Consider the following 19,134-nt stretch of genomic DNA (forward strand, 5'->3'; position numbering starts at 1 on the left):
TGGCACGACAATTGACATTCTAATTGTGGGGCGGCACACCCCGCCAGCCGAAAGTGGCAGTGAGCTCCTTCAGGCGCAGGTTGATGTGCTGATTATTCGGCGATTTTCCGATCTCGAACCAGAAAGCGAGGGCGACATGGATGCCAGCAAATTTGACATTGGCGACATCCGCCTGGAGAACCCTGCGCGGCGCGATTGAGGCCGCAGGCGAGCCTGCTCTACCTGCCGCCCTACAGTCCCGACTTCAATCCGATTGAGAACGCCTTCGCCCAACCTAAGGCGCTGCTGCGAGCAAAGGCCGACCATCAAGGCTCTATGGGACTGACGTTGCCCCAGCAGTTTTGAGTTCGTTTCCGGCGTGGGTTGTGCCCTGCTGGGCGGGTGAAGCGACGGGCGCTGGCGCGGAGCCTTTGGCATAGCGCAGCGCGAGCGACCGTCGCGGATTGAAGGTGCTGGCGAACTTGGCCGGGGTCTGCCAGGCGATTTGGGAGTGCGGCCGCGCGGTGTTGTAGTCGGCGTGCCACAGGGCGATGGCTACGCGCGCCTGAGCCAGCGAGGTGAACAGCGTCTCGTTGAGCAGTTCATCGCGCAGTCGGCCGTTGAAGCTCTCGATGAAGCCATTCTGCATCGGCTTGCCGGGCGCAATGTAATGCCATTCGACGCGGTTCTGATCCGCCCAGGAGAGGATGGCGTTCGAGGTGAACTCGCTGCCATTGTCGCTGACGATCATCCTGGGCCGGCCGCGCTAGTGATGAGCCGGTCCAATTCGCGGGCAACCCGCATGCCCGAGAGAGACGTATCAACGATGAGTGCCAGGCACTGTCTCGTGCAGTCGTCGACGACGGCCAGGATGCGGAAGCGGCGCCCGTCGGTGAGCTGGTCCGATACGAAGTCGAGCGACCAGCACTCGTCGGGCCTCAGCGGCACCAGCATTGGCGCCCTGGTCCCGATCGCCCGCTTGCGGCCGCCACGGCGGCGAACGGCGAGCTTCTCCTCCCGATAGAGCCGGAACAGCTTCTTGTGGTTCACGACCAGGCCCTCCCGCCTCAGCATCACGAGAAGACGCCGGTAGCCGAACCGGCGACGCTCCTGCGCGATCGCCTTCATCCGCTCGCGAACCTCCCGGTCGTCCGGCCTGCTGGTCTGGTAGCGAACCGTCATGCGGCAACAGCCGATGGCTTTACACGCCCGCCGTTTGCTCATCCCGAAGCCTTCCTTCAGGCGAGCGACAGCTTTCCGCTTGGCGGCGGGCGTCACCATTTCTTTCCCACAAGGTCCTTCAACGCGGCATTGTCGAGCATGGCGTCGGCCAGAAGCCGCTTCAGGCGCGTGTTCTCGTCCTCCAGCCCTTCAGGTCGCCGAGCCTCGGTGACATCCATCCCGCCGAAGCGGGCCTTCCAATTGTAGATCGAGGCGTCGCTGACCCCGTGCTTGCGGCACAGATCGCCAACCGATACCCCGGCCTCGTGTTTCTTCAAAATTCCGATGATCTGCTCTTCAGAGAAGCGGCTGCGTTTCATGTCCTGATCCTCTGGATGGGCCAGAACGAACTTCAAACCGGATTAGATCAGAGGGGCAAGGCCTCGGCGCGGTCGTCGACCTCTTCACCCCAGCCGAATGTGCCAACTACTTCAAAGCCGCAGGATATGACCTGGATCAGATAGGACGTGCTCCAATGGTTTACACCTGACAGGAGTCCGGCCCCCACAACCGTTTCGCAATGAGGAGCAGCGCTGCCGCTGCTCCTCCAATCACACGACGGATTCACGATGCGGCAACTCGAGCCATGATTTCGGATCGAATGGCCGATGCGGTGTATAGTGAGGCATCCAGCGGCAAATCCCCAAATGCCAGTTGACACAGAAGATAATTAGCACCTGCCTCTTCCAGCTGATCAAGGAGAGCTTTTCGGACAGAATCTGCCGTTCCCACGACGCACAATTCACTTTCAATTGCTGCATCGAAGTTCAAAGGCAAGTTTGGTGGAGTGGAAATGGCATTTAGTTCGTATAGAAATTTGAAGCTATTGAGCCATCGTTCATAGGCAGGTGCTGCGAGCAAATACGCATCTGTTTCAGAACGCCCTATCACCACCATTCGGAGCAATCCAAGAAATGGCGCTTGCTGGCCAATGTCAGCATCGTGAATTCGGGCGGCGCGGAACGCGTCGGTAACGCTGCGAACAGAAGTGGAAGGTCCGACGCAGGCGATGTTTGCCCCATTCGCAGCGGCCCAGCTAGCCGGCTCGGGTCGATTGGTGGCGATCCATGTCGGCGGATGGGGATATTGGTGAGGTCTCAACGTCAGCGGAACATCTTTCAACTCAAAGTGGCGGCCCTGATAAGAAAGCGTCCCGCCTTTCATCGCATTGATGAGAATCTCACTGGCCTCCGCATACTGTTCTGGTGCTGCTTCTACAGCAACCCCGAAGTATCCCAATTCAGTGGGAGCAGAGCCGCGCCCTATGCCGAGTTCAAGCCTGCCGCCGCTCAACTGATCAAGCATGCAGATCTCCTCGAAGGCACGCAGCGGATGATAGAGCGCAAGTAGCATTACCATGGGACCAACACGAAGACTGCGGGTTCGCTGGGCGACGCTCGCTAAGAACAAATTCGGTGATGGACCTCTGCCATGCGGCGTACAGTGGTGCTCGGCGAGATGATACGCATAAAAGCCATAGCCATCGCACGCTTCTGCTAGGCTCAGCCGATCTGCATATTGTTGTGCGATGTCATCGCCGTTTTCGTCCAGATGATCGAAGATGCCGAAGGTCAGGCCCGAAGCGGAAATTTTCTTCAATTAATTGTTCTCCAAATTACCTATTATTTATTCGCTAATCATCATAGCTGGCGACATATCAGCACCTATTACTTGGCGCTTAATGTGAATTGACTTAATGCTTGTGCACACCGCGATTCTTCTTAAAGCTCATACAGACGCGTTTGGCGGCAGCAAGGAATTTGTCCATCTGCTCTGTGGTGCCAATGCTGACGCGAATACAGTTCTTCAAATCTACGTCAGGAAAGCTGGCGATGAGGATCGCCTGCTCTTTCAACGCGGCTTGCCAGCATGAGCCCTCCTGTCCCGCCGGCACACGGGCCAGCAAAAAGTTTGCGTGGGAGGGTGTTACGGAAAAGCCAAGTTGCAACAGCGCCAGGGTCACTCGCTGTCGTTCATGCTTGATGTGCCTGTGGTTCTCTTCGTAGGCGTGGCGATGCGCAAGAATGCTTTTCCCGACCGCCTGCCCGATCACGTTCATGTTGAAGACATTCTGGATGTTGCGCAGCCTGCCAATGATTTCTGGGTGACCGAAACCGAAGCCGACTCGCACGCCAGCAGCAGCATAGCTCTTTGAAAAAGTCCTCAAGATCAAAAGATTCGGATGTCTATTGACGAGGCGCAGGGCATTGTCGGGTGCGAAGTCAACGTAGGCCTCATCCAAGACGACCAAGCGATCTGCTTGCTCCACAAGGCGTTCGATTTCGGCCACCGGCACGAATGTTCCGGTCGGATTGTTCGGATTAGCCAACAGAATGAACTTCGCGTCTTTTGCGGGGCCGGACAGCAGTTTTTCTATCGGCAGGGGATGAGCTTCGCTCGATGCGATTTCGAGAAACTCGGCACCCTGCAACATGGCAAGTTTACGGTTGAACGAAAATCCGGGCGACAGCATCGCCACTCTATCTCCTGGGGCGAGGAAAGCTCTGTAGATGAGTCCGAGCAGCTCCGACGAACCGTTGCCGGCAATCACCTGATCTTTGGAAAATCCGTAAGCATCGGAGGCAGCTGCCCTTAAGCTGAGATTGTCGTCTTCCGGATAAAGATACTGGTGTTCGATCGCAGCAATTGCACTTTGCATTACGCTCTTCGGCAACGGAAACGGGTTCTCGTTCGTATTTAGCTTAACGCAATTTGCATCCGTCGCTGGTCCGTTGGACGAGAGAGCATCTAATTTGCTGGCCACCGGCGAAAAAAGCGAAAGCACGGTCTTCAGTTTTGCATCGCACATGTTCTTCTCCGTTTTTCAGTCCCGCAGGGCATGTGACATGAGGCAATAGTTGATCGTGACTTGATCGACGTTCGGCTATATCAGCGCTGCCTTCCCACCCTGGTGGGGATCGCCGACCACGGTTTGGATTTGACACCGGCAAGCTGTCGAGAACCTGATGACGACCCAACGTGTGGCCGACGGCCGATTCGGCGCAACAGACGGTGTTTCAACATCGCATCGTCCTCAAAGCCGCATGCAGGGCCTGCACGACAGCCCGTCTCCAGCGCCCGCAGATAGGTGGAAGCCGAAGTCTTGCCGAACCTCAGTTGCTCTGCCACCTGGCCCACCGGACTGCCCTGTTTATGGGTCAGGCGCAGGATATCTCTGACGCTCGTTCGTCTTGCTTGCTTCCGTCTTGGCATGGGCTCTCTCGGTTTGCTGATGAGAGAGCCAAATACCGGCTCATCTGAGCATGAGACGCAGGCCTGACGATATGGAGCGTCGCTGTGGCGCGCGTAGCCAAGAGGGTTCGCCTCGGTGGCGGGGCATGCAAGACGGCGCACCTCCTTAGCCATCCTGTCCCATCGTCTCAGATCGTGAGGCGCACCTTATAGTCGGTGAGGAGATCTTGCAGGGTCAGGTTACGCCCTAGCGCTTAAGGTTGTTGGTCGCACCGAGCAAGCGCGGGACCTGTCGACGGACAACAGCGGTGCCACTGCCGGCACTAGGTCGTCCAGCATCGCAGTGAACCGCGTACGTAGTATTTTGTCGTAGGCGGCATTCTGGATAGCCGGATACGGGCTCTTCACCCGCTGCACCACCGATTGCGGGATGATGTCGCGAGAAACATTCACGGATTTCGTGAAAAAAGTGTACCCGCCGAAGAGCCCCACTCGCGGGGGCGGTGCAGCACCACCTCGGTGTCACTGCTCGTGTTCATGCGATGGACTAGGCCGGCCAGCTGTTGACGCAGCTCGCGGTAGTTGTAAGTCTCACCCGTGTAGACGAGCACCAAGTCAGGTCGGCCATCCTCCTGGAGCATCCTCGGCTGACGGCCGCCCTGGATATCGATGATTGCCAGGCGGTGGTGTCCCAGCGCCGCAGGCCCGCCGATCCAAGTCCCCTCGTCGTCCGGACCGTGGTTCGCTATGGTGGCCGTCATATCGGCAAGCTCCCTTCGCGCATCGGGACCTCCGAGGTCTCGATTGAAGTCGATCCATTCACAGATGCCGCACAGGTTATGTCGCCGCATTTGGGGCGAAGCAGATATAAGGCCAGTGGGAAACCATCGAGGCAAAGTGACGGATCTAGCCCAGCTACGATCCGCATCCGACATTGTCGGACATCGGACAGCACCGCGATTCGCTGCATAGGAAGCCTGGAGTCGCGATTTCCCTTGGGGGAATCAGCGCATGAAAGGAGAGCTGGGTCGTGTCTGCCGAAATGAGAAATTGCTCCCCCTTATTGCCTCACCGAGGAATGTTACCCAGCGCGATAGACGGACATGCCCTACCTCCCCCCGTTGCAGCTGAGGGAGATAGGGGCCAGCTCTTCATTCAACCCTCATGGAGGATGATCAGCCCAGCCATTTCCATGCGCCGGCCTTCACAAGCCGTGCACCATTCAGGTTCTTTTCCTTGAAGCGCGACGATCCTTGTCAGACGTCGCAACACTTGCTGCCGAGAGCACGAGCTCTTCCTCGAGCATGCCTTGATCTGCGCCTCGAACGGCTCGCACATGCTGGGTTTCAACGACTTCGCAGAGGTTGATATTCTGCAGTGACTTCGTCTCGCTGCTGCACGGCATTGACGCTGGGAGCCATGCTCGCGTGGCGCAATTGTGCTGAAGCCGGTGCCCACGGCAACGTTTCTTAACCCGCCCCAGATCCTGGCGTTTGGCTATTTCCGACATTCGTGTCCGGCTTCGGACAAAGGCCGGGTTTGCCGAACGGAGTCGCACCCAATTTCCAGTGCTGCTTGAGCAATAATATCGACCGGCATTACTGCACAACACGAAAGTTGCTGCAAAAACCGAAGTGAACCCAAGGCATCGGGTCAATTGGCATGGCGCTTGCGACTCGGTCGATAGAACGCAGTCAAAATCACGGTTGCAGACCATGCCTACCTCTCAAAGCTCGATAAAGCACGCGAGCGAAATTCCCCGTCTCCGCGGAAGCTCGTCGCCTTTAAACGTGCCTGCTCGGGGGCGGTCTTGCACAAGACCGGTCCGAGGCAACCACGCCAAGGCGCGAGGCTGCCGGAACTGTCGACCGAAGTCGATGCCGCTTCAGTTTAACCGAAAAATGCACCGTACCACTTTGGCCTGGGAGCAAATCAATGACCGACAGAAAGAACGTTCCTCTCGTGACCTTTCGCACGCGTGTTCGCGATGAGTCGATCGGGGGGCCAAATCCTTATCGGTGGGAGAACAAGACCTCCGACGATTATTTCGGGGGCAAGCGCGTCATCCTGTTCTCGCTGCCTGGCGCCTTCACCCCGACCTGCTCGACCTTCCAACTGCCCGATTTCGAAAAACTCTATGATCAATTTCTGGAACTGCGAATTGACGCGATCTACTGCGTCTCGGTCAACGATGCTTTCGTCATGAATGCGTGGGGAAAGTCCTTGGGGCTGCAGAAGATCGAGCTGATCCCAGACGGGTCGGGCGAGTTCACGCGCAAAATGGGCATGCTGGTCGCGAAGGACAATCTGGGCTTTGGCATGCGCTCCTGGCGATACGCCGCTCTGATCGACGATGGCGTGGTGGAGCAGTGGTTCGAGGAGGAAGGCTTCTGTGACAACTGCGAGACGGACCCCTATGGCGTTTCATCCCCGCAAAACGTTCTCGACAAACTGAAGGCGGCGGCATGACCCAGAAGTGGCAAGTCTCACACAACCCAAGCACACACTAGAGCATCCTCGGCAGATTACGGTTCAACATGCATCTCTCAGCAAGCCTGCTTCAACGCCAGAAGCAACGTATGGTCTTATCGCCTCAAGCCATTGAAGCTATTCGCTTGCTGCGATTGACGCATACTGAACTCCATCAGCTCGTGCAGCAGGCACTCGAGAGGAACCCCGTTTTGAAGCCTGACCCGTTTGACGACGATTCGCCGCTGTCAGGGGTGGATCAGCGGAGCAGTCAAAGCAGAAGCGAAATCGGCGAATCGCCCATTGGCGGGCCGTCTGGCGGGCGCGGGCAATGGAAGTCGCAACGCAGTAGCGGCAACGATCGACCTGCCGTCGAGGAGTTTACCGCCCACACCGAAACATTGCACGACCATGTCGCCCGCCAGGTCGCCCTCACCCCGTTCACCCCCCAGGAGCGGCTGATTGCCGGACAGCTCGCCGCCCATCTGGAGGACACTGGCTATCTTCAGGTAAACCTTTTCGATCTGGCCAGGAGGTTAAACGTTCGGCAAGCTGATGTGGAACGGGTCATCGGAATCTTGCAGCAATTTGATCCGCCGGGGATTTTTGCGCGAACTCTCAGCGAATGCCTGGAGATTCAGCTGCGCCAGCAAGACCGGTTCGACCCGGCTATGGCAGCTTTGGTCGCCAATCTCGAGATGCTTGCACGGGGGGATTTTCAGGGATTGAAGCAGCGTTGCGGAGTCGACGAGGAGGATCTCCTCGACATGAGGAACGAAATCCGCGCGCTCGATCCCAAGCCTGGAGACCGGTTCCAGTCCGGGACGCCGGAAACCATCGTACCGGACGTCTGGGTAATGCCCAAGTCCGAAGGTGGATGGCGGGTGGAGCTTGATCCGGCCACGCTGCCCAAAGTGTTGATCAACCACACCTATGTCGCCGAAATCTCGCAGCTGACCAATCAAAATCCGGAAGGCAAAGCGTTTCTCGACCATTGCCAGGAAAAAGGGAACTGGCTGATCAGCTGCCTCGAGCAGCGCGCTAAGACGATCCTTAAGGTTGCGACCGAAATCGTGCGCCAGCAGGATGCCTTTTTTACACACGGCGTCGCCCATCTGCGGCCTCTCTGTCTCAAAAATGTCGCTGACGGGATCAAAATGCACCAGTCGACGGTAAGCCGGGTGGCTTCGAACAGGTACATGTTAACTCCGCGCGGGGTGTTCGAGCTGAAGTATTTTTTCACAGCGACAATCGCATCCTGCGAGGGCGGCGACGCGCACTCCGCCAAATCTGTCCGCCATCGGATCAAGGCAATCATCGCCGAAGAATCGCTCGACAAGGTACTTTCCGACGAAGACATCGTTGCTCAGCTCAAGCAGACCGGCATCAATGTCGCTCGCCGTACCGTCACCAAATATCGCGAGGCGATGAACATCCCTTCCTCCATACTACGGCGCCGCGATAAGCGTTTGTCCGCAGCTGCGATCAAGCGAAGTGACTAACCGGCATTCCTGGTCGGCGAGAGGCGACTCTCAACTTCCTCCGGGCCGAAGCAGCTTTCGAAGTCCTGGCATTCCCGACAACTGGGTGCAGTGCATGACGAAAAGCCTTCGGCCTCACACAGCTTGCGGTAAAAGTACTTTTTCCATTTCATGTTTTCTGTGTTGCCTGCCGCCAGCGCGGGAAAATGTCTGGCAAGCAGGCGGCTGAGCTCAGCGCGATTTGAGAGGCCAAGATCCCGCCAAAGATGGTCCGTGCGCATCGCACGCCGGGCGATGATCTTGGCCAAGCGGCCGCTCGCCGGGTCGGCCGGCGCAGCATGCGCTAGCAGCAGCCGGCGTAGCAGCTCCTCTTCCAGTTCCGGCTCGGGCTCGCTCAACTCCTCCAAAGCGAATACGCTGCTGGAGGTAGACGGGAAAGTTGCGGCCAAGACATCACGCAATTCGACAGACGAAAGGCCTGTCCCCTCCGTCGCCAACACCTCGCCCGCCTGGACCTCCTCAAGCGAACGTGAATGTACGCAGGGCAGCACATGCTGATCGAAGCTCCTCCCTAGCTCGGACCCACGCCATTGCGCGCTGGATAGGCAGCCATCATCGTAACGGCCGGCTTCAGCTTCCGGCATGACAAAGCGCCTTGTTGACCGCAGGGATGATCTTGTCGCCCCAGAGCTCGATCTGGCGCAGCATCGTCTTTTGGTCGAAGTCGCCCAATTGAGTCTGAACTGCGATCTGGTCCGGTTTCAAGATATCGATCTCTTCCAGCAGGCGATCAATCACGCGATTTACGCTGCCAATCGGCAAATTTTTGCGCATGGTCTCGAAGGACAGATCCTGCTGGGTCGGTGTCTCCTGCAGCAGGTAGCCATCGTGGCTCTGTTGGCGGCGCTGATGCAGGGCTTCAGAAAGCCGGCGCTGGAAGCGGGCATTGTCGAGATAGCTGTTGATCTCCAACTCGTCGTGGCTGGCATAGCAGCAGCGCAGCAGCGATATCTTGACGTCGGTGACGTTCTTTTCCTCGGATGCCGCCGCCCTCTCGACTGATTCACGCAGTGTGGTCAAAGTCTCTAAGCCGTCGTGGAAGGCTGTGACAAAAAAATTGTGCCCCTCGCGGTAGGCCCGAGCCATCCGTGCGGCTCCGCCAGCGATCCAGATAGGCGGCGTCGGCTGCTGGACTGTGCGGACCGAAATCGCTGTTGGGGGGATCTTCTCATACTGGCCGTCGTGTTCGAAGACGTTTTGGTTGAGGCCCTTGAGAATGATGTCCAGGTATTCCGAAAAGACGGCCGGCGCCTCATCGATGTCCACGCCGAACCGTTCGAACTCGAACTGCTGGTATCCCAAGCCTACGCCGAGCTCGAGACGGCCGTTCGCAACGATGTCGGCGAAGCCGATCTCGGACAGCAGGCGCTGCGGTTGGTAAAGCGGCAGCACGCAGACGGCAGTGCCCAGGCGAATCGTGCTTGTCAAGCCGGCGCAGTGCGCCACCATCATCAGCGGGGATGGTATGAGGCTGTAATTGTTGAAGTGGTGCTCAGCAAACCACGCGGTGTTGAACCCAGCCTGCTCCGAAGCGACGGCCTGTTCGATGGAGTTGCGGATGACGCTTTCTGAGGATTGGTGATAGCCACGCTGGGCGGCCAGAATGAAAGTGGCAAATTCCATGATTTCTCCTCGTTATAGACACGTCAGCCGACCGGGAATGTGCTCGGCATGCACATGCTTGGATCTCAAGCACCTCAGGTGCGTCGTGGAGCCGAGGCTTCATAATGCTCGGCCGGTCGCCCTGCGAAGGCCTGGCAATTAACCTGCGGCCTCCGCAAAACATTCGTCATAGAGTTCGCTGGCGTTTCCCGCATCACCGAACGAGGTCCAGCCGCCGTCCACGTAGAGGATCGAGCCGTTGATGTATGAGGCGTCAGACGAAGCAAGGAAGAACGATGCATCTGCGACGTCTTCTGGCCGTCCCATCCTGCCCATGGGGATGCGTCGTCCGATTGCTGTCAGGTCGATGCGGCCGGCTTTGGCCAACTGAGCAAGTGCGGGCGTGCGGATGTGGCCAGGAGCGACGGTGGCTGTCCGAATTCCGACCGGCCCGAGTTCGGCCGCCATGCAACGGGTCAGCATATCCATCCCCGCCTTGGAGGCGCCGTAGGCATGGCGCGGCGCGAACGGCAGAAAGCTGTCGATCGACCCGAGATTGAGGATCACGCCGCCCGGGCGCATAGCCTTGATCGCTTCGCGCGCGCAGGTGAAGGCGCCGGTAAGGTTGACATCCAGGACGTGTTCGAGCTGTTTCGACAGTTGCTCGATCGCAGGCACAATCCTGTCGGCGGTATCAGCACTATTGACCAGAACATCGATATACCCGAAGCGTCCCCTCAGTTCTTCGAACATCGACACCACATCGCTCTCGACGGCCACGTCCAGCGATTTCGCCAGATGCTTGCCGGGGAGCGATGTAGCCAGCTCTGCCGCTGCAGTGCCATCTTTATCAGCAATCACGACGGTGTCGCCGTTCGCGGCAAAGCGGCGAGCGACGGCCGCGCCAATGCTTTTTGCGCCACCGGTGACGAGCACGATTCGCGCATCTGTGCATTCGGCCGGACAGGAGAGCTCGGCTTGGAGCGCACCATCCACCGGCGGGTGAGCATCCCCCGGCTGGTTGAATGACATCCAGCCTCCGTCGACTGCCAGCACCGAGCCGGTGATGTAGCGCGCCTGCGTGCTGCTCAGAAAACGCACGACCCTGGCGATCTCGTCGGGGCGAGCCAAGCGCCCCATCGGCACGCGGCGGCGTATCGCCGCGAGGTCCATTTTGCCAGCGCGTGCCAGTTCTGTGACCATTGGGGTGCGGACGGAGCCCGGCGCCACCGCCGTGACGCGGATTCCTCGCATAGCCCACTCGCATGCAAGGGACTTTGTCAACGAGATCACGCCAGCTTTCGAGGCTGCGTAGGCGTTGCGCCTGGGATTGCCGACCACGCCCGCCATCGAAGCCACATTGACGATCGCACCGCCCGGCTTCATGCGCCGCGCCGCTTCCCGGGCCATAACGAATGGCCCAATAAGGTTCACTGTCACGCCGCGTCGGAAGGTATCGACAGCGGTGTCGATGATCCTATCCATCGTGGGTCCAACCGCCGCATTGTTGATGAGGACATCGATTTGCGCGAACCGTGCTTCGACCTGGCCGAAAAGTGAGAGCATGTCCTTCTCTCGCGACACATCGCACTCCAGACCGACGTGCGGCGACCCGAGATCCCGAGCCAGTTCAACCACACCACTGCCCGGAAGGTCCACCGCAACTACAGTGTCTCCGTCCGCGGCAAGGATATCGACCAGGGCACGGCCGATCCCGCCCGCAGCGCCTGTGATGATTACGGTGCGTGCTGCCAGTTTCACGAGAGCTTCTCCACGATGACCGCTTGTGATCTCAGCCCATCAACCTTGGGCGGAATGAAGGGCCGAGCCAAATCGTTGCAGTGACCGCCAGTTGCGGCCCCACACAGATGTCGTTCCCGTAGGGCGCTCATCCTCCATTTCTACCCACTTATGCAGCTCCCAGTTGGGGACCCTCGACGCCATCTTGGTCGGTGGGGATGTGACCCTTGAGCAACTGGTAGATGGGATCGTCTGGATGTTGTGCTCCAATCGGCTGTCGCCGGCCGAACCTATCTGCCTCAAGAATCGCTGGCGGGATTTGCTCCTCAACCCAATCGTAGACGACTGTCCGTTCCGCAATTCGCCACTCGTCCTGCCTCTTCTGAAACAGATCGCAGTAACGGCCGCAAAGCAGCGTCTGACGTATTTCTTGGTCTGTATCCGGTCCGCGTTGCAGCGCGGTGAAATAGCTCTCGACCGCGGCCTCTGCTGAACTGATGAAGTCGATCAGGCTGTTCGTGATTTGATGGATGTTACGGTGCCCCGGCAGACCGAGAGCAAATTGGATGAAGTCCTCTGCCGGTCCGCAATAGGGACCGTGCCTGTCATACGCTTCGGGCCAGTATGCGCTACGCAGCGCCGCCTCATCGGCGCGGTCTATCCCGCGGCAGTACCGATACAGGCAGTTGCGGATCGCCTCTCGGTCACGCAGTTCGGTAATTTTCGCGTGGTCGACAGGGTCTGTCGCGAATTGTATGATTGTTTTATCCTTCCCGATGCCAGTCTGCACTTTGCGTGTGTCTCTCTCTACAACTGAGTTAGCGGGGGGCTCGTCAACTTCCAGAGCTTGTTCGGGGCAGGCTCGTACCCCTTTTGAGGCAAGCAGTTGCTCCCCATCGGCAACATCAATATCACCGGGCAAGATGTAGCCGGCGTCATCAAGCTTGAAGACTCTCGGCGCCCGCGCCCAGCAGCGCGCATGACCCTGGCATCTGGCTTTATGTACGACGACACGCATAGCGAACTCCAATGTCGTTGGCTGAAACTTCAGGACCAGTCCAGGATCAGATTCTCGATCCCGAACACATGGCCGCCGAAGGTGATAGGTTCAGTCCCTGTCTTGATCCGAAAGGCTGGGATGCGCGCCAGCCACTCCTCCAGGCCAATGACAATCTCCCGCCGGGCAAGGTGTGAGCCAAGACAACGATGGGGACCATAGCCAAAGGCAGCGTGCCGGTTGTCCTCGCGCGCCAGATCGATCTCATTCGGGCATTCGAATTCCGCCGGGTCACGATTGGCAATCATCGTGGCACAGGAAACATAGTCTCCCTTGCGGATCGGCGCGCCTTTGAAGTCGACATCCTTCGTTGCCACTCGGATCATCTGAATGGTCGAATAGGCGCGCAGCAATTCTTCCGCAGCGACGGCAATCCGGTCCGGTTCGCTTCGTAGCAATTCCTGATCTTTGGGGTTGCGCGCGAGATGGGCCAAGTCGAAGCATATGGCTGCTGAGACCGTGTCGAGTCCCGCGACGAACACAAGCACGCCGATGCCACGGACTTCTTCGTCACTGAGCAGACGACCCTCGACCTTTGCCTTCACGATGAAGGTCATGAAATCATCGACCGGCTCCTTGCGGCGCTCGGTGGCAAGTTCGTCGATGAAGGCCACGATCGTCCGGGCTGCGGGTGGTCGTTGCTCCTTATCGCCGTGGAGCAGATCTCTAGCCCAGCCGACAAATGTTTCTAGTCCGTTGTCCGAAAGCCCAATAAAGCGAAGGAAGATATTGACCGCGAACGGAACTGCAAAATCCTTCATGATGTCGCAGCTCGTGCCTGATGCGGCGATCCTGTCGATCAGCTTGATCGCTCGTTCCCGGACAGCCGGCTCCAATGCCATTACCCGCTTTGGCGAAAGCAGCGGATTGAGCAGTGAGCGAAAAACACCGTGGAATGGCGGATCGAGCTCAAGCGGGATCATCGGCCAGCTCTCGCCGAGCACAGAGGCGAAGATGCTGCGATGGCTGGAAAACGTTTCGGTGTCCTGCAGCACCCGGCGCTGGTCGCTCGCGCGAGTGATGACCCAGGTACCCCGACCGTCGCGCGTGTTGCTGGTTGAATAAAAGATCGGAGGCCCGGCATGAACGCAAGCAACCGCTGCATGCGGATCCCCGTTAGCGGTCGGCAACATGCCGGGCGACGTAAACAGGCTGAAGTCCCTCACCATTTCGGGCGGGACATGATCTGGAACCGGCCGCGATTTAACCGCGCCAGAATCGAGAGACCGTTCATGAGATGCTGTCGGCATTTGCATGCAATCGTTGGTGCAAGCTCCGTGCCGAATTCGTCTTTCGATAATCCTTGCCGTTTGCTGGGCAACAGGTGGCGCCTGCGCTGACTTGCTGGTCGGGATTGCAACATTCTTGTCCAGCGTCGGACACAGAATGTAGAAAGCTAGACACCGACTTGGAGCAACTCAACTGGTGGGATCGCTAGCTGTGGAGCCTCAACAGGTTGTCCTCGGTTAGAGCGAGGCGACTGATAGGTGTTTTGGACTTTAGGCTCCCGTGGGGACGGTGCCAATTGTATCTGTGCAGCCAGACCGGCAACTCTGCGGCGCGGTGATCTGAAGTCGGATAAGCGATGGCATAAGCCCATTCGCGCAGTGCTGTCTGGATGAAGCGCTCGGCCTTGCCATTGGTCTTGGGTGTATAGGGTCTTGTCCTGACGTGCTTGAGGCCGAGATCGCGGCAGGCCTTGGCGAAGGCCTTTGATCTGTAGCAGGAGCCGTTGTCGGTCATGACGCGGGCTATCGTGACGCCGAGGCTGGCGTAGTAGGCCACCGCCGCCTTGAGGAAGGCGATGGCGCTTTCTTTTTTCTCGTCGGGCAGGATCTGCGAGAAGGCGATGCGGGAGGCGTCGTCGATGCAGACATGGACGAACTCCCAACTGCTGCCGCGCGAGCTGGCATTGCCGGTGCGCTTGCCGGTAATGCGATGACCGATGCGCTCGAAACGACCGAGCTTCTTGATATCGATATGGATCATCTCGCCAGGATGCTCGCGCTCGTAGCGTCGGATCGGCTCGGCCGGTTCGATATCCCGCAACCGCGACAGTCCGGCACGCTTGAGAACCCGGCTAACGGTGGCGGGCGAGACGCCGACCTCATGGGCGATGTGCTTGCCGGTCCAACGTTGCCGCCGCAGCGCCATGATGCGCTCGGCGATCAACGCAGCGGTGGCCTGCGGCATATGGGCGGGCCGCGAGGAACGGTCGATCATGCCGGCCCGCCCTTCGGACTTGTAGCGCTCGACCCAGCGCGCCACGATCTTGGCCGACACGCCGTAGACACGCGCCGCATGGGCTTTGGAGAAAGCGCCTTCTATCACCGACAGCGCCATCTCCTCTCGACGCAGCGGTGTGAGACGGGCATTCTTATGGATGTTCATTCGGATCCTCCGATGGATGCTGAAGCGTGGTAACTCCAGTCTCCTCGGTCCGGTCCGAATGGACAACCTCCCGAAAGCTCACAGCTAGCCGATCATGTGCCCGGGGAGCATCCAGTTCGAAAGCTTGCTCTAAGCGGCTTGGTGACTTGGCCGAGGTCACCCAGGTGGAAATGACCAACACTTGGGGTAAGCCTAGTGGCGCTCCCCTCGATGATGTCTGGCGGGGTGGTTAGCCGCCTCCGTGGGACAAGATCAGTCTACACGAATGGGCTATAGCCTCTCCTCGCCTGCCTCACTGGCCGTCCTTCAGAGCCGGCCACACGAGCTTTTGTCTTTCAGCAGGGCGTTTTTCTCGCCAGCTACAGAGCCACACCGACGCCATTAATGAGCGTCCAGTCGACGGGTTGGATGGCCCTGTCCATCTTGCCCAGCACCTTGGCTTAGCATTTGCCGGTGCGGCGGAAGCCTTCAAGACGCAGTTCTTGACCTTCTCCAGATCAGCCTCGGATGGATATCGGCAAGGGTTCAGCTCGTCCTTTTGAACTTGCGCATCTTCGTGTTGGCCAACCCCAGGCCGCCCGACATATTTGCGGTCTATCCGGCACCTCAACTTCGAACAACCTTGCGGCAAGCTCTTGGGATAGCCCACGCTCGTGCCTCCACCACCCGCTCAGCAGAGCCAGATTTGTCGTTGATGGCACGGAACTTGCGGAGTCATTCGCAGATGCGTCACGGACCGAGAGTGTCGTCCCATGAATTCGATCACCAAAAAGGCCGCCCGACGTTGCTGGGACCGCCTGCAATTACCTTATCCCAGAATTGGGAGCAACGGCTTCAAAAGGGATAACTCATCACCTCAATTTTGTCGATCGCGCGGCCATCGAACCGCAGCCATCGATCAGACTTCCGCCTCGTTGCACTCATTGCGACCGCCTTGGTGCTTGCGACAACCGCTCAATTCTGGCTGCCAGGATAACCACATATGGCGACGGAACTTCCTGCTTCAAAGCAATATAGAGATCGTCGATCATCCCCCCATCAAGGCCTCGATCGAGGACACCGCGTTCGGCTTGCTTGGTTCGCAGTGAACAGACCGCACTTCGACGAATGCGATCGATGCGACCGCGCCGAGAACTCTCCCGCATTGTCGACGGTTGGGTCCGTCGGCCCTCCGATGAGGCCTCGGATGCGTCGGGCGCCGAGGCCTCGACTGATGCCGACTGGCCGCCGCCGGAAGGTCTCGCGGCTTTGATCCCCGGCGATGTAGCCACCCCTGCTGCAACAGCTCCTAGCCGGAGAACTCATTCATGACCGAATCGGCGACAGATTTAGTGGACGCGGCTTTGTTCGACCGAGATCGGCTTGACCCAGAAAGTCCCTATCAACGTTCTGGCCCTGCATGGGGTGCCATCATTTCGCTTTCCTTCGGCACCTTCGGGCTTGTGACGGCAGAGTTTCTGCCCGCCAGCGTTCTGACACCGCTCGCGCATGATCTCCGTATCACCACGGGCACGGCTGGACAGGCGCTAACAGCGACCGCAATCGTCGCGGCGATCTCGGCACCGATAATCGCCATCGTGACAAAGCGTCTGGACCGCAGGGTCGTCATCTGGGCGATGACGCTCCTGCTGATCCTGTCGAACGTTCTGGCAGAGGTTGCGGGGTCGCTGCCGGTTTTGCTGGCGGCACGCGTCGTCCTTGGCATATCGCTTGGTGGTTTTTGGTCTATTTCGGCAGCGTTGGCGATGCGGCTGGTTCCAAGTCACCTCATGCCGCGCGCCATGTCGATCATCCTCACCGGCGTTTCTGTCGCCTCCGTCTGCGCGGCTCCAATCGGCGCTTATGTCGGTGACATTTGGGGATGGCGAGCCTCGTTCAAGGTCGCCGCAATCGTGAGTGCCGTTGCGCTGCTCGTGCAACTCGTAACCATTCCGCCACTGCCTCCGATCGAAGTGCGCAGATTCCGCAGTCCGCTGGATGTCGCGAAGAATCCGGCGATGAAGGTTGCGGTGCTAGTCGTGCTATTGGTCGCTTCCGGCCATTTTGCCAGCTTCGCCTACATCCGCGCCTTTCTCGAGAGCGTTCCTGCGCTCGAAAAGAAGTCAATCCCGCTCGTGTTCCTTGCTTTTGGCACGGCCGGCGTCTTCGGCAATTTAGCCGGCGCATTCCTCACCAAACACAGTCTCAAGGCGGTCGCGGCCCTGCCGCCCCTGCTCATTGCCGTAGCCGCTGTCTCGCTCCTGACTATGGGAGCATCGGCCTTGACCTCGGCAATTGCAGTTGCCGTATGGGGCTTTGCTTTTGGCGCGGTCCCGGTCGGATTGCAGACATGGATGGTGCTACGCGCCGCTCCGAAACAGGCCGAGAGCGCTGGTGTACTGATGGTCATAACCTTCCAAGTGGCCATCGCAGCCGGCACAACTTTCGGTGGCCTATTGGTGGATCACACGGGTATTGCCAGTGTCTTTGTCTACAGCGCGGTTGCCACGTTCCTCGCTGTCTTGACAGTATTTTTGCTCGGCCCGAACCGCAAAACCTGACCGCCTGGTGGGGAGTGACGGTCGGCGGCGTTCACGCTATTGCCACCTCTGAGCTCGGCCCAAAGGCCGCGGCTTCGTCGTAACCATGCGGTCGATGGGGCAGCGCCAAATTGCTTCCTGCTCATCGCGTTGCGATAATACAGCGCGCTTATTGCGTCATCGTGTCCCCGGTCTCGGCTTCAATGCCCGGCTACTGGCTGCGGAGGCAGATGGGCGCCGGCGTCCCACCGACGACGATCGGTCTTTTCTCATGTAGCTGTCGGGGAAACGAGGCAGGTTTTCCGCCAGAACCCGCCAGTCGTCGCGCTCGCGTTCGCCTTCCTTGCGCGCACCGAACAACTGGATGATGATCTTGCCGTCGGACCCATATGCTTCGAGCGAGGTGACGTGACTGTCATTGGTCGGCTTGCGCACGGCCCAAACCTCACGGATTTGGTGGGTCCTGAGATGCAGCCGGAACGTTTCGTCCAGCACATGGATGCACGGCCCGATCTGCTTGACCGACTTGATTAAGCCGGAATGGGTCTGGATAGAACCTCGGTTGCCGACGAAGCACATGATCGGCAATTCGTCTTCGGCCGCACGCTGGAGCACGGCGCCAACTGCGGCATTGTCGAGCAGCCAAGCGTAATCCTGGCCGACCATGCGCAAAGCCTGGCAGCGGCTGAGCTTGAGCGTCTTTAGAAGGTTGACGTCAGTCAGCCGGCTCCAGTGCTCGCGTAGGTCGTCCACCGTGCCGGCCCAGTCCGCAGTCCTCGCGCCCAGGTCGGCTACTCTCGCCTTAAGCGACATGGTCGGCTCCTGGTTGGCGGATACGAGCTCGGCCACCAGCTTTCGATAGGCATGAAGGTTGGAGACCGGCCTGAGATGCACCTTATGCACTGCTGCGCCGGTGGCGTCGAAGAATTGCAAACTGCGCTGGATTCCGCCGCGATGGCGCCTTTCAACAGCGAAACCATACCTCCAAGCTTGCGGGAAGACGCGAAGGTCGAATTCGTCACCAAGGACCATGGCGTGATTGTTGCCGGTTATCACTCTGTTGAAGACGCCAATCTTTTCGTGCACGGCACCTTGATTGCGGGTCAGCGCCGTCACTTCGCCCACGAATTCGAGGCCCGTCAGAACGTGATTGACGCGCGGGTCGATGCGTGCCGCGCCGAAACCGCAATGGGCCGCGACCAGTTCCGCTTCCGAAATGGCCAATTGGGCTGCGAAATCACGCGCGGGAATGTTCGGACAGACTTCCCACGCACGCCGGATTTCGTTGGGCGACCGCTTCTTGCGCTGATCCATGTTTTTACCCCTGCCCCGTTCTTCTTTTGACGATCGATCGAAAAACGGGCCTCAGGGGTGTGCACGGCGGACGCGATCGATCGTCAGGCACATGCCAGTCGAATCCTGT

The 19,134-nt window shown here is 58.9% G+C and carries 13 protein-coding genes and 3 pseudogenes; 4 read left to right on the forward strand and 12 right to left on the reverse strand.

Annotation, left to right across the window (positions count from 1 at the left end):
* Nucleotides 1–182: 182 nt before the first annotated feature.
* Nucleotides 183–300, forward strand: a pseudogene (locus tag EN851_RS19770) (transposase); the annotation flags it as partial.
* A 13-nt stretch (nt 301–313) separates the two neighbouring features.
* Here EN851_RS19770 and EN851_RS19775 read toward each other — a convergent pair.
* The 4 genes and pseudogenes from EN851_RS19775 to EN851_RS19790 form a co-directional block, all read right to left on the reverse strand.
* Nucleotides 314–1,520: pseudogene (locus tag EN851_RS19775) on the reverse strand (IS3 family transposase).
* A 244-nt stretch (nt 1,521–1,764) separates the two neighbouring features.
* A complete protein-coding gene (locus tag EN851_RS19780) occupies nt 1,765–2,799 on the reverse strand; it encodes an LLM class flavin-dependent oxidoreductase (RefSeq protein WP_095484287.1) in 1,035 nt (344 codons plus the stop codon).
* Between the two features lie 94 nt (nt 2,800–2,893).
* Nucleotides 2,894–4,009 (reverse strand): histidinol-phosphate transaminase, encoded by a 1,116-nt coding sequence (gene hisC / locus EN851_RS19785; RefSeq protein WP_126063823.1) that lies wholly within the window; start codon nt 4,007–4,009, stop codon nt 2,894–2,896.
* An 832-nt stretch (nt 4,010–4,841) separates the two neighbouring features.
* On the reverse strand, nt 4,842–5,153 hold the full coding sequence (locus EN851_RS19790) for a hypothetical protein (protein ID WP_206437555.1): 312 nt from the start codon (nt 5,151–5,153) through the stop codon (nt 4,842–4,844).
* Between the two features lie 1,174 nt (nt 5,154–6,327).
* Here EN851_RS19790 and EN851_RS19795 point away from each other — a divergent pair.
* The gene (locus tag EN851_RS19795; RefSeq protein ID WP_029356553.1) at nt 6,328–6,861 is read left to right on the forward strand and encodes a peroxiredoxin; all 534 of its coding nucleotides are present in this window, start codon (nt 6,328–6,330) and stop codon (nt 6,859–6,861) included.
* Nucleotides 6,862–6,929: 68 nt separating this feature from the next.
* The gene (rpoN, locus tag EN851_RS19800; RefSeq protein WP_126063822.1) at nt 6,930–8,363 is read left to right on the forward strand and encodes an RNA polymerase factor sigma-54; all 1,434 of its coding nucleotides are present in this window, start codon (nt 6,930–6,932) and stop codon (nt 8,361–8,363) included.
* Here rpoN and EN851_RS19805 read toward each other — a convergent pair.
* The 7 genes and pseudogenes from EN851_RS19805 to EN851_RS19830 form a co-directional block, all read right to left on the reverse strand.
* Nucleotides 8,360–8,986 (reverse strand): nitrogen fixation protein NifQ, encoded by a 627-nt coding sequence (locus EN851_RS19805; protein ID WP_029356557.1) that lies wholly within the window; start codon nt 8,984–8,986, stop codon nt 8,360–8,362. The genes rpoN and EN851_RS19805 overlap by 4 nt on opposite strands.
* Nucleotides 8,973–10,025, reverse strand: a complete 1,053-nt coding sequence (locus EN851_RS19810) for an LLM class flavin-dependent oxidoreductase (RefSeq protein WP_024505249.1) — start codon at nt 10,023–10,025, stop codon at nt 8,973–8,975. The genes EN851_RS19805 and EN851_RS19810 overlap by 14 nt, the downstream gene beginning before the upstream one ends.
* Nucleotides 10,026–10,163: 138 nt before the next feature.
* Nucleotides 10,164–11,765, reverse strand: a complete 1,602-nt coding sequence (locus EN851_RS19815) for an SDR family oxidoreductase (protein WP_063169384.1) — start codon at nt 11,763–11,765, stop codon at nt 10,164–10,166.
* Between the two features lie 148 nt (nt 11,766–11,913).
* A complete protein-coding gene (locus tag EN851_RS19820; protein ID WP_126083656.1) occupies nt 11,914–12,501 on the reverse strand; it encodes a nuclear transport factor 2 family protein in 588 nt (195 codons plus the stop codon).
* A gap of 138 nt (nt 12,502–12,639) precedes the next feature.
* Nucleotides 12,640–12,762 (reverse strand): annotated as a pseudogene (locus EN851_RS37240) (ferredoxin); the annotation flags it as partial.
* 29 nt (nt 12,763–12,791) lie between these two features.
* Entirely contained in the window at nt 12,792–13,970 is a 1,179-nt protein-coding gene (locus EN851_RS19825; protein WP_164759124.1) for a cytochrome P450, read from the reverse strand.
* A 265-nt stretch (nt 13,971–14,235) separates the two neighbouring features.
* Nucleotides 14,236–15,192 (reverse strand): IS481 family transposase, encoded by a 957-nt coding sequence (locus EN851_RS19830; protein ID WP_126063820.1) that lies wholly within the window; start codon nt 15,190–15,192, stop codon nt 14,236–14,238.
* Between the two features lie 1,307 nt (nt 15,193–16,499).
* Between EN851_RS19830 and EN851_RS19835 the strand changes: the two genes are divergently transcribed.
* Nucleotides 16,500–17,732, forward strand: a complete 1,233-nt coding sequence (locus EN851_RS19835) for an MFS transporter (RefSeq protein ID WP_126063819.1) — start codon at nt 16,500–16,502, stop codon at nt 17,730–17,732.
* Between the two features lie 156 nt (nt 17,733–17,888).
* Here the strand turns inward: EN851_RS19835 and EN851_RS19840 are convergent, their stop codons facing one another.
* The gene (locus EN851_RS19840; protein WP_126063818.1) at nt 17,889–19,025 is read right to left on the reverse strand and encodes a ChuX/HutX family heme-like substrate-binding protein; all 1,137 of its coding nucleotides are present in this window, start codon (nt 19,023–19,025) and stop codon (nt 17,889–17,891) included.
* Between the last annotated feature and the right edge of the window lie 109 nt (nt 19,026–19,134).

It is taken from the genome of Mesorhizobium sp. M8A.F.Ca.ET.208.01.1.1, assembly GCF_004791315.1.
GTDB lineage: Bacteria > Pseudomonadota > Alphaproteobacteria > Rhizobiales > Rhizobiaceae > Mesorhizobium.

Bases quoted from the DNA above. Each gene is read 5' to 3' on its own strand.
- hisC (WP_126063823.1), bottom strand. From the start codon at position 4,009: ATGTGCGATGCAAAACTGAAGACCGTGCTTTCGCTTTTTTCGCCGGTG.
- EN851_RS19790 (WP_206437555.1), bottom strand. From the start codon at position 5,153: ATGACGGCCACCATAGCGAACCACGGTCCGGACGACGAGGGGACTTGG.
- EN851_RS19795 (WP_029356553.1), top strand. From the start codon at position 6,328: ATGACCGACAGAAAGAACGTTCCTCTCGTGACCTTTCGCACGCGTGTT.
- rpoN (WP_126063822.1), top strand. From the start codon at position 6,930: ATGCATCTCTCAGCAAGCCTGCTTCAACGCCAGAAGCAACGTATGGTC.
- EN851_RS19805 (WP_029356557.1), bottom strand. From the start codon at position 8,986: ATGCCGGAAGCTGAAGCCGGCCGTTACGATGATGGCTGCCTATCCAGC.
- EN851_RS19810 (WP_024505249.1), bottom strand. From the start codon at position 10,025: ATGGAATTTGCCACTTTCATTCTGGCCGCCCAGCGTGGCTATCACCAA.
- EN851_RS19825 (WP_164759124.1), bottom strand. From the start codon at position 13,970: ATGGTGAGGGACTTCAGCCTGTTTACGTCGCCCGGCATGTTGCCGACC.
- EN851_RS19830 (WP_126063820.1), bottom strand. From the start codon at position 15,192: ATGAACATCCATAAGAATGCCCGTCTCACACCGCTGCGTCGAGAGGAG.
- EN851_RS19835 (WP_126063819.1), top strand. From the start codon at position 16,500: ATGACCGAATCGGCGACAGATTTAGTGGACGCGGCTTTGTTCGACCGA.
- EN851_RS19840 (WP_126063818.1), bottom strand. From the start codon at position 19,025: ATGGATCAGCGCAAGAAGCGGTCGCCCAACGAAATCCGGCGTGCGTGG.